At 41.9% G+C, this 11,862-nt stretch carries 5 protein-coding genes; 4 read left to right on the top strand and 1 reads right to left on the bottom strand.

Annotated elements, in window-relative coordinates:
• Positions 1-11: 11 nt before the first annotated feature.
• Positions 12-173: a hypothetical protein gene (locus VB775_RS06600; protein WP_323216666.1), complete on the bottom strand. Its 162-nt coding sequence runs from the start codon at positions 171-173 to the stop codon at positions 12-14.
• On the opposite strand from VB775_RS06600, the gene VB775_RS06595 reads away from it, so the two are divergent.
• From VB775_RS06595 to VB775_RS06580, 4 genes are all read left to right on the top strand, one after another.
• Positions 107-1,273 (top strand): ABC transporter substrate-binding protein, encoded by a 1,167-nt coding sequence (locus VB775_RS06595; protein WP_323216667.1) that lies wholly within the window; start codon positions 107-109, stop codon positions 1,271-1,273. The genes VB775_RS06600 and VB775_RS06595 overlap by 67 nt on opposite strands.
• Before the next feature lie 17 nt (positions 1,274-1,290).
• A complete protein-coding gene (locus VB775_RS06590) occupies positions 1,291-3,207 on the top strand; it encodes an ATP-binding protein (RefSeq protein ID WP_281007632.1) in 1,917 nt (638 codons plus the stop codon).
• A complete protein-coding gene (locus tag VB775_RS06585; RefSeq protein ID WP_281007631.1) occupies positions 3,182-10,264 on the top strand; it encodes a PAS domain S-box protein in 7,083 nt (2,360 codons plus the stop codon). The genes VB775_RS06590 and VB775_RS06585 overlap by 26 nt, the downstream gene beginning before the upstream one ends.
• Before the next feature lie 298 nt (positions 10,265-10,562).
• Positions 10,563-11,849 carry a hybrid sensor histidine kinase/response regulator gene (locus VB775_RS06580; RefSeq protein ID WP_281007630.1) on the top strand — a complete coding sequence of 429 codons (1,287 nt, stop codon included), beginning with the start codon at positions 10,563-10,565 and terminating at the stop codon, positions 11,847-11,849.
• Positions 11,850-11,862 lie beyond the last annotated feature (13 nt).

Here is an 11,862-nt window from a genome sequence, read left to right as displayed (position 1 = left end):
AGCACGGTCGCTTACCTAAAAGCATTTTTCGTCTTGGTTTTGATTTTCTGCGTCATATCATCTTTGACATCCATCTCAATTCCGAGGCTTTCTTCAACTCCATTAAATTTTTGTCCTGTACTTAGCACCTCTAGTAAAAGCCGATCGCCAACTGCAATGGGATGATGTAGCACCCTTTTTTCGGGATTTTACCGCGACCTATCAGGGGCAAATCTATGCAGTTCCAGTGGATGGGGACTTTCACATGGTTTACTACCGCACGGATTTATTAGAAAAAGCAGGGGTAACTCCTCCACGAACTTGGGATGATTATGTAGCTGTTGCCAAAAAATTTCATGGGCAAGACCTCAATGCTGATGGGCAACCAGACTATGGTTCCTGCATGGCTAAACAGCCAAAGCATGTCAACCATCAACTTTTTTGGTCAGTCGCTAGTTCGTTTCTACAAACTCAAGGAACGCAACAGGGCGGATTTTTTGACCGAGAAACCATGAAGCCATTAGTGAATAACGAGGCTTTTGCTAAAGCGCTTGATATTTACAAAGAAACGACTCAATACGCACCACCAGACGAATTAACTTTGAATCTCGATGGCGCAAGAAAGCTGTTTATGGATGGACGCTGTGCGCTGACCCTAGATTGGGGTGATACGGGGACACTGGCGATCGATCCAGCCATCTCGAAAATCCCTGATAAATTTGGTGCATTGGTATTGCCAGGTAGCCAACAAGTTTTCGATCGCAAAACGGGTAAATTAGCAGCCTGTGACAAATTTCTTTGTCCCTATGCCATTGATGGAGTCAACCATGCTCCCTATGGGGCGGTCGGAGGATGGGTTGGAGGGATTAATGCTGCTGCCAAACCCGCCGTTAAAGAAGCTGGCTATGCGCTGATTTCCTACATTAGTCAACCTGCACAAGCAAATGTTGATGTCACGATTGGAATTACAGGCTTTAATCCCTACCGCATCTCGCAGTTTACGAACCGTGAAAACTGGTTAGAGGCGGGGATGCAAGAGTCCGTTGTTAGTAAATACTTGGGTGGGATTTCAGTGAGTTTGAAAAATCCGAACATGGTATTAGATCTGCGCGTTCCTGAAAATGCCCTTTACCAGCGAGAAATTTTGGATAAGGCTCTAACAAAATTTCTTTCAGGGAAAATAACTCGTCAAGAAACCATGCAACTAATCGAGCAAGAATGGGAGAAAACTACAGATCGCGTCGGACGAGAAGCCCAATTAAAGGCTTACCGTGCCAGCTTAGGAGTTGAATAATCACAGGGGGAATAGCGATGTTTCGTTGGAATCTCAGTACCAAAGTTGTTGTGGCTTACTCAGGCTTAATTGCCCTGATGGCTGGGGTACTCACTACCACTCTTTACTGGCAATTTCGGACAGCACATCAGCAGGCAATGCATGATCGCCTATTAGACTTGCTGAGTTTAACAGTACCGCTAATTGACAGTGACTATCATTCGCTCACATTAAGCGCCAAGGATACGGATAAGCCTTACTATACGATTAATCTCAAACAAATCCAAACGGTTCAAGCTACTACTAAAGGGGTTGAACGCATTTATACTCTACGTCCGCAAGGTAAGGGGCAATTCAACATTGTGTTACATTCCGATCCCGACTCTCAACAATCAGTATCAGTGGGAGAAACTCTAAAAGAATTAACGCCAATCCTCTTAGAAAAAGGTGCTACCCTATCTCAACCTAAAGTTGAGAATGATTTGTTTGAGAATGGAGATGATAAACCTGTGTTGTATGGGTATGCACCCATCAAAGATCAATTTGGTCGCTTAGAGGGAATTTTAGCGATCGAATTAGATGCAAGTTCGATCATTCAAACCAAAGTTCTCGGCAGAGCGATCGCCCTAGGAATTTTTCTGATCATTTTAGCCTCAACGATCATCATCGTGCGTTGGTTAGCGCAATGGCTCATTGTTAATCGGACTTTGCTCTTAAATGAAGCTGCTAAGAAAATTGCCAATGGAGAATGGCATCAATCTTTGTCAACTGAGAGTGATGATGAATTGGGAGAGTTAGCCAAGTCGTTTAATGATATGGCGCAACAATTGGAAAGCTCATTTCTCAAACTGGAAGAATATTCTCAAACCCTAGAGCAGAAGGTGGAAGAACGCACTCACGAACTATCTCAGACTTTAGTGAACCTTCAAGCTACTCAAGCAGAACTGATTCAGTCAGAAAAAATGGCAGCCCTAGGACAACTTACTGCTAGCGTTGCCCATGAAGTCAACACTCCTTTAGGCGTAATTCGGAGTGCCACAGGCAATATTATCGCTGCTTTAAACAATTTACTGCAACAATTGCCAATGTTGATGCAACGCTTGAATCCTAGACAACAGGCTGCTTTTATTGCTTTGGTTAATACTTCACTTCAGCAGCAGCAGTCTCTTTCAACCAAAGAAGAACGACTACTGCGGCGGCGATTGCAAACAGAACTGGATGCGTTGGGGCTGGTTGAGACCCAAGAGATCGCCAACCAAATCGCTCTCTTACGGATAGAATCATCTCTAGAAGTCTATCAGCCCATTCTTGAGGTTCCTGAATGCTATGACATTTTGCAAGTTGCATATAAGGTGGTGCAACAAAGCCAGAATGCCATTAGCATTCAACAGGAAGTCGATCGCGCAGCCAAAATTGTTTTCGCACTTAAAACCTATAGCCATCGCAGTAGTGAAACTGGGGAGAAAAGCCTCATCCAAATTAGCGATGGCATTGAGATCGCTTTGACGCTCTACCAAAGCCGCCTCAAGCAAGGAATAGAGGTGATTCGTAAATATGAGCCAGTCCCCGATCTTCTCGGCGATCCAGATTCTCTGACGCAAGTGTGGGTTAATTTAATTGACAATGCCATTTATGCGATCAACGCGATCGGTAAAGTAGGCACTCTAGAAATAGCGATCGCACCGCAATCGGGACAAGTGGTAGTTGAAATCACTAATTCAGGAGCAGCAATTCCCGAAGAAATAAGACTTCGACTATTTGAGCCATTTTTTACAACCAAGCCAAGAGGAGAAGGGAGTGGACTGGGACTGGATATAGTGCGTCAAATTGTCCAAAAACATGGAGGTGATATTCAAGTTCACTGTCAATCAGGTCGAACCACATTCAGTGTACGCTTACCTTTACCAGTCATGGACTCTGGAGAAACCTATGCAGACATCCCCATCTCAAAGTAGCGATCGCTTTCTCCCAATTCAAGGCTATCAACCAGAGCAGCAAATTTATGCTGGTAGCAGAACAATTGTCTATCGAGGCATATGCATAGCTGATAGTCAGCCTGTCGTGCTGAAAATATTGAGAAGCGATCACCCCACACATCAAGATTTGCTTCGACTGAGAAACCATTACACAATCGCAAAAAGACTCAACTCCCAAGGCATTGCTAAACCTATTGGCTTAGAAAACTATGGCAATGGCTACATTTTAGTCATGCCTGATGAGGGATATATCGCTCTTTCTGATTACATTTCAGGTAATCCTCTCAATCTGACCGAAGTTTTAGCGATCGCGATCCAACTGGCAACAATTTTGGACGATCTCTATCGTCAGTGCGTGATTCACAAAGATATCAACCCCAGCAATATTCTGATTGAACCGATTACGAAGCAGATTAAGTTAACTGATTTTGGACTAGCGACATTACTGCCCCATCAGACGCAGATGCTAATTAGTACAAATACCTTAGAAGGTACTCTCGCTTATATGGCTCCCTGCCAAACAGGACGGATGAATCGGGGGATCGACTATCGCTGTGACTTTTATGCTCTAGGCGTAACTTTGTTTGAGCTATTGACAGGACAATTGCCATTTAAGTCAGACGATCCCTTGGAAATAGTGCATTGTCATCTTGCTAAGCCAGCACCATTTGTAAGCGAATTGAACCCAGAGATCCCAGAGGCGATCACCCAAATTGTCTTTAAACTAATGGCAAAAGATGCAGAGGATCGTTACCAGAGCGCATTGGGTTTAAAGCACGATCTTGAAGTTTGTCTGCATCAGCTTAACGAAATAGGAACCATTACTGAGTTTGTAATTGGCACAAGAGACCTAAGCGATCACTTCACCATCTCCGAAAAACTCTATGGACGCGAAGCCGAAGTAGCTAGTCTCTTAGCCACCTTTGAGCGAGTTTCTCAAGGCAATAGCGAACTAATGCTAGTGGCAGGATCATCGGGCATCGGCAAAACCGTCGTCATTAATGAAATCCATAAACCCATAGTGCAGAAACATGGTTACTTCATCAAAGGTAAATTTGAGCAATACAATCGCAATATTCCTTTTTCGGCTTTTGTACAGGCTTTTCGCAGCTTGATCGGACAACTGATGAGTGAAAGTGACGCTCAACTGAAAGTATGGAAAACCAAAGTCCTTGACGCAGTGGGAGAGAACGGGCAGGTCATCGTTGAGGTGATCCCAGAGCTAGAAGGAATTATTGGCGGTCAACCTAATGTTATTGAACTTTCTGGTAATGCGGCTCAAAATCGCTTCAATTTACTGCTGCAAAAATTCATTCAAGTTTTCGCCGCGCCCGAACATCCCCTTGTGATGTTTTTGGACGACCTGCAATGGGCTGATTTGTCTTCATTAAAATTAATGCAACTGTTAATACAAGACACAAAACAACTATTGATGTTGGGAGCCTATCGAGATAACGAAGTATCGCCAGTTCATCCATTGATGATGACAATATCAGAAGTGATCAAGGCGGGTTTAACGGTGAACAAGATTACTTTGCAAGCATTGAGCCAAGACGATATACATCAATGGATTGCTGATACTTTGATTTGTGATTTGCCCAGCGCTTTACCTTTGACAGAATTGGTGTATCAAAAGACTGAAGGAAATCCCTTTTTCTCAATGCAGTTGCTTAAGGCTTTATATGAAGAAAAGAGCATTACTTTTAATTGGGATTTGCATAATTGGCATTGCGATATCGCAAAAGCGAGATTAACTCATGCCGATGATGTGGTTGAGTTTATGGCAAGCCAATTACAGAAGTTGCCTTTAGATACTCAGGATGTTCTCAAAGTGGCTGCTTGTATTGGCGCACAGTTTGATTTACAGACGCTAGCGATCGCCTCCCAACAACCTCCAGAAAGTGCAGCAACGGCGCTATGGCAAGCTTTACAAGAAGGTTTTATTATTCCCACGACGGAAGACTATAAGTTCTTTTCGCAAACTGATACAAATGCTATTGCGCCAACTGACGCGAATGCAACTTATAAGTTTCTGCACGATCGCGTTCAGCAAGCTGCTTATTCGCTGATTCCAGAGGAGCAAAAGCAGTTTACTCACTTAACGATTGGTCAACTGCAACTTAGCAAGGCTTTAGCGGCAGAAACATTAAATCGCTTTTTTGTCACGATCAATCACTTGAATATTGGTCGCAGTCTTATGCAAGCTGCAGAGCGAGAGCAACTGTTACAATTAAATTTTATGGCGGCTCAAAAAGCTAAAACATCAACTGCTTATGATGCGGCAATTCAGTATTTAGAAATCTGCATTGAACATTTAACAGAAGATAGCTGGAATACACAACATGATTTAACTCGAACGATCTATGAGTTGTTCGCAGAAGTTGCTTATTTAAGTACAAATTACGCGCAAATGGAGGAATATGTTGCGATCGTACTCTCCCATACTGAAAATTTAATTGATAGAATTCGAGTATGCGAAATCAAAATATTGGGAATAAAAGCACAGGGCAAGGCACAGGAATCACTCAATTTTGGATTGCAATTACTTGCTTTATTAGGCGTATATTTCCCCGAACGAATTACTCCTGATTACATTCAACAAGTTGCAGAGAGAACTAAAAGTTTATGGATAAATAGTGACATTTTGGGCTTGTTAGATTCACCTCTGATGACCGATCCAGTGCAGTTAGCTACAATGCGTGTCCTAACGCAAATGACACCCTCTGCTTTCCAATCAGATCCAATGTTGTTGTCATTATTGGTCTTTAAGCAGATTGAGTTGTTGATTTCTTTCGGTAATTGTGAGATTTCGCCATTTTCTTACGCTGATTATGGATTACTGCTTTGTGGAGTTATGGGCGATTTTAACGCAGGATACCAGTTTGGACAACTAGCCTTGAACGTTCTTGAGCGTTTTCATCTACAGGGCGGCAAAAGTCGTACCTATTTTGTTGTGCATAGTTTTATTAGTCATTGGAAAGAATCACTTCGGGGATCGCTACCCTATTTCAGAAAAGCTCATCAAATTGGATTAGAAACAGGAGATTTAGAGGGTTGCACGTTAAATGCGGCAATCTATTGTTCTCATGCCTATTATGCAGGGCAGGAACTATCAACTTTAGCCGTGGAGATGAAAACCTATGGCCAGATTCTCTTACATCTCAAACAAAAAAATGCGCTGATTATCCATGCTATCTATTATCAAACTGTACTGAACTTACTCGGACAGTCAGCTATCCCCTATCAGGTGGAAGGGGAAGTCTTTGCTGAAGTGCTTGAACTTCCAAAACTCCAAAAAGCTTATGATTATTCAGACCTTTGCTACTTATATAGCAATAAAATCGTTCTCTCCTACTTGTTTGGTCAATATCAATTAGCCGCAGAGTACGCAGTGATATTGGAGTCCTATGCTGATAGTATGGTCGGAACATTTGTTGTCACGACGTTCTGCTTCTATGGTTCTCTAATTTATTTGCAGTTTTGTCAATCATTGAATGATACGGAGCGTTCTCTATATCTTGAAAAAGTTGCAGTCAATCAAGGAAAACTGAAACAGTGGGCAGAAAATGCACCAATGAATCATTTACACAAATTCTACTTGGTAGAAGCAGAACGTCAACATGTATTGGGGAATAAACTAGAAGCAATCGAACTTTACGATCGCGCGATCGCAGGTGCAAAGGAAAACAGTTACATCCAAGAAGAAGCGCTTGCCAACGAACTCGCCGCGAAGTTTTATCTTGATTGGGGCAGAGAGAAAATAGCTCAAGTCTATATGACTGAAGCCTATTATGGCTATGTTCGCTGGGGAGCAATCGCCAAAGTCACCGACCTCGAAAATCGCTATCCCCAACTACTCGCACCTATTCTTCGAGACTCCATTGGCTCTTTCCAGAAAAAATCGTCCAGTTCCTCTAGTAGCACCTCAGAAGCAATAGATTTAACGACTCTGCTAAAAGCTTCGCAAGCAATTTCTGAAGAGATAGAGCTTTCAAAACTATTAGAAGCGCTCCTAAATATTGCCAATATTAATTCTGGAGCCGATAAATGCGTCTTACTGTTGCAATCAGAACCAGAGTTGCAAATTGTCGCGCTCGTGGAATCTGGACAACCTTCGCAAATATTGCCATCTCCCTTATCCTTAGAACACAATGAAGATATGGCGATTGGTATCGTCAATCAAGTCAAGCATAGTTTAGAACCCATAGTTTTGAGTGATGCCCGACAAGATGCCCAATTTGCAAGCGATCGCTACATTCTCAAATATCGCCCCAAAAGCGTTCTATGTATGCCCATTCTAAAACAAGGCAAGTTAATCGGGATTTTATATCTAGAAAACAGCTTGACCATAGGAGCATTTACAAGCGATCGCCTTGAAGTGCTAAACCTAATCTGCTCTCAAGCTGCAATTTCCATAGAAAATGCCCAACTCTATCAAACACTGTATGCGAGTGAAAATAAATTCAGAACGCTAGTGGAAGGAGCCAATGACATGATCTGGGCTGCAAATTCCGATAGCATATTTACCTATCTGTCTCCCCAGTTTCAGACCATGTTTGGTTTTTCCATTGGTGAATGGATAGGACAGTCCTTAATAAAATTGATTCATCCTGATGACTTAGAAAAGGCTATTGCACCTGCTAGATTGGCGCTAGAGCAAGGAGAGAAGCATCAAAACATAGAATTCCGTCACCTTTGCCAAGATGGTAGTTATCTATGGGTAACGCTAAATATGACCCCCATTTTTGATGTCAATGGAAGTGCGATCGGGCTACAAGGGATTTTGCGGGATATCAGCGATCGCAAAAATCTAGAAAAAGAACAAACACGTTTGTTAAGAATTCTAGAAGCGTCTTCAGACTATATTGGTACTGCTAGTCCAGACGGTCAAATTACTTGGACAAACCAAAGATTACGCCAATTTTTAAACATTGAGCAAAGCGCATCGTTGGCAGGTTATCAGATACAGGATTCCCATCCTCAATGGGCTTTAGATCTACTCTATCAAAAAGCAATCCCTCAAGCAGTTCAACAGGGTCATTGGACTGGAGAAACAGCAATATTGACTCCAGAAGGACAAGAGATTCCTGTATCGCAAGTTTTGATGGCACATAAAGCCCCATCAGGCGAACTGGAATACCTATCAACGATTATGCGTGATATCAGTGAGCAAAAAAGAACAGAGGCAGCTTTACAAGCATCTGAATTAGAACTACGCAGCTTGTTTTTGGGGATGGATGATGTTGTCTTTGTGGTAGATCGAACTGGAACATATATTAAGATAGCCCCAACTAATGCAGACAAGCTTTATCTCCCTCCCGATCTACTCATTGGCAAAAAAATTCAAGAGATTTTTCCGCCCGAACAATCTGAACAATTTCTATCAGTAATCAGGAAGACTCTAGACAAACAAAAAACTCAAGAATATGAATATAGCCTGTTGATCCAAGATAAAGAATTCTGGTTTAGTGCAAGATGTTCTCCCATGAGTGAGCAATCGGTCATTTGGGTGGCTCGCGATATTAGCGATCGCAAAAAAGCGGAAGTGAATATGCAAAATAGCGAAGAACGTCTACGTTTAGCACTGATGGCTGCAAATCAGGGACTATACGATCTCAATCTACAAACTGGTAATGCGATCGTCAGTACTGAATATGCCACCATGTTGGGGTACGATCCAGCCGAATTTCAGGAAACAAACGCTAGGTGGATCGAACGTCTGCATCCAGACGATCTAGAGCGAGTTGCAGGTACTTATCAAGCCTATGTGAATGGAGAAATTGCCAATTACATCGTAGAATTTCGACAACGCACTAAAAACGGTGACTGGAAATGGATTCTTTCGTTAGGTAAGATTGTTGAATGGGATAGTTCTCATCAACCCTTACGGATGTTGGGAACTCACACAGATATCAGCGATCGCAAAGCTGCTGAAGCAAAGTTGCAATTACAAGCCAAACAACTCGAAGAGTACTCTCAAACCCTAGAACAAAAAGTTGAAGAACGTACCCAAGAGCTTTCTGAAGCCTTAACAAATCTCCAGACCACACAAAACGAACTAATTTTTTCTGAAAAGATGGCAGCATTAGGGCAACTCACAGCCAGTGTAGCTCATGAAATTAATACTCCACTGGGAGTAATCCGCGCCGCAGCTAGTAATATATTTTCAGCATTTCAGAACTCTCTACAAAAGCTTCCAGAATTGATTCAAAGCCTTTCACCTCAGCAGCAAGAAGCATTTCTCAGATTAGTAAATACATCGCTCCAAAATCAACAAACACTCTCAACCAAAGAAGAACGAAAACAGCGCCGACAGATTGAAGCATCGTTAAAAGCTCAAGGCGTTAACAATTTTCAGAACATAGCAATGCAGCTTATCCTATTGCGGACAGGAGAAGCCCTGCAAAGCTATGAATCGATCCTGCAAGCAGACAATAGCAATGAAATCTTGCAGATAGCGTACGATATGGTATTGCAATATCAATGTACTAACAACATTCAACAGGAAGTTGATCGCGCTGCAAAGATTGTGTTTGCGCTCAAAACCTACAGCCATCAAAGCCAATCGGAAGCGAAAAGCCTCATCCAAATTAGTGATGGGATTGAGATCGCCTTGACGCTATATCAAAATCGTTTGAAGCAAGGAATAGAGGTGATTCGCAGATATGAGCCAGTCCCCGATCTTCTCTGTGACCCAGATGCACTTACGCAGGTTTGGGTTAATTTGATAGACAATGCTATCTATGCGATCGGCGCGATCGGTAAAGCGGGAACTCTAGAAATAGCGATCGCGCAGCAATCAGGACAAGTGGTAGTTGAAATCACTAATTCAGGTGCTGCAATTCCTGATGAAATAATGCCGAGACTATTTGAACCGTTTTTTACAACCAAGCCAAGAGGTGAAGGCAGTGGACTAGGATTAGATATTGTCCGACAGATAGTGCGAAAGCATGATGGTAATATTCAAGTTAGAAGTCAAAGTGGGCGAGTCACATTTTCAGTTATTATTCCTTTGACTGAATCCCCACACTACTGAACGTCAATTAAGTTATTAGGTATAAGACATGCAAACCCAAAAGTTAAAATCTTGTTTCGACCGCTACGCGGTCGAAACAAGATTTTAGCTTTTGGGTTTAGCTATACTGGGCTACTTGATCCCAATCCAAATCTAATACCAAAACACAAAATGGCATAGCCATTTTATGTTTTTAAAATCCTTATGGGGTTTGTTTTTTAATTCACGAAAGTGTTGCAACACCTTCGTGAATTGGTATTATTAAAGAACTATCGCATTTTTAATTCCCTAGTAATATCAACTCCATCTTTAGAAACTGATGACAAACAAACCAACTATTATTTGTGTTGATGATGAGCGCAATGTTCTACTGATGCTTAGAAACCAGTTAATGCATTTTTTCTCAGATTGTAAGATTGAAATTGCCGAAAGTGGCAATGAAGCACTAGAAGTTATTGAGGAGATATTATCCAACGGGGGGGATGTTGCTCTGGTAATTGCCGACCAGATTATGCCGAAGATGAAAGGAGATGAATTTTTAATCGAAGTCCATCACCACCATCCTCAGATCCTCAAGGTGATGCTAACAGGACAAGCCAATGTTGAAGATATTGGCAATGTCGTCAATCGCGGAAACCTCTATCGTTTTATATCTAAACCTTGGAACGAAACAGATTTGAGGCTAACTGTAGCGGAAGCTTTGCGTAGATATGAGCAAGATAAACAACTTGCCAAGCATCAGGTAGCCCTTGAGCAAACTAATCTAGAACTAATAGAGCTAAATGCTAATCTTGAGAGCGCTAATGTAGAACTCAAAAGAGTTTCTAAATTAAAAGATGAATTTCTTTCCATGATGAATCATGAGTTACGGACACCATTTAACGCGATCTTGGGTATGTCGGAATGTTTACTTGAAGAAATTTATGGCTCGATCAATCCTAGTCAAAAGGATGCGATCGCCCTCATTCAAAGTAGTAGTAATCATCTTCTGAAATTGATTAATGATATTCTAGATATCTCAAAGCTTACAACAGGTTTAGTGGAACTCGATATCGAATCTGTGCCGATCGCCGATTTATGTAATTCCTGTCTAGACTTTGTGAAACAACAGGCTCTCAAAAAGCAAATTCAAATTACGATAAACATATATCCAGACATCAAATTCTTTGAAGCCGATCCGATTCGGATAAGGCAAGTATTAATTAACTTACTCGAAAATGCGATCAAATTTACTCCAACTGGTGGTGCGGTCAGCATGGAAGTAAAGATGGATCAGCCAGACAGTAAGCAAATAACCTCTTCTGGTATTACCAAGACATCAGATTCGTTAGAGCAGGGAGCTAATCATCAGGAAGTGTTAAATATTAACTCTTGGATTTATTTCGCAATTACTGATACTGGGCTTGGGATCTCCCCTAGCGATCAAAACAGGTTATTTCAACCGTTTCTACAGATTGACAGTGGGCTTAACCGCAATTACGAAGGCATAGGAATAGGGCTGGCAATAGTAAAGCAAATTGTTGAACTTCACAACGGTTATGTTGATCTGAACAGTCAGCTTGGGCATGGTAGTTGCTTTACTGTGGGCATACCACTTAAGGCTTGAGTTACTATCAGTT

Origin of the sequence: Pseudanabaena sp. CCNP1317, assembly GCF_034931345.1 — a bacterium.
In the GTDB taxonomy this organism is placed as follows: Bacteria; Cyanobacteriota; Cyanobacteriia; order Pseudanabaenales; family Pseudanabaenaceae; genus Pseudanabaena; species Pseudanabaena galeata.
This window is presented reverse-complemented; position numbering and strand designations above follow the sequence as displayed.

What these genes read in the sequence shown, in the direction of transcription:
- VB775_RS06590 (WP_281007632.1), top strand. Translation starts at nt 1,291, where the DNA reads ATGTTTCGTTGGAATCTCAGTACCAAAGTTGTTGTGGCTTACTCAGGC.
- VB775_RS06585 (WP_281007631.1), top strand. Translation starts at nt 3,182, where the DNA reads ATGCAGACATCCCCATCTCAAAGTAGCGATCGCTTTCTCCCAATTCAA.
- VB775_RS06580 (WP_281007630.1), top strand. Translation starts at nt 10,563, where the DNA reads ATGACAAACAAACCAACTATTATTTGTGTTGATGATGAGCGCAATGTT.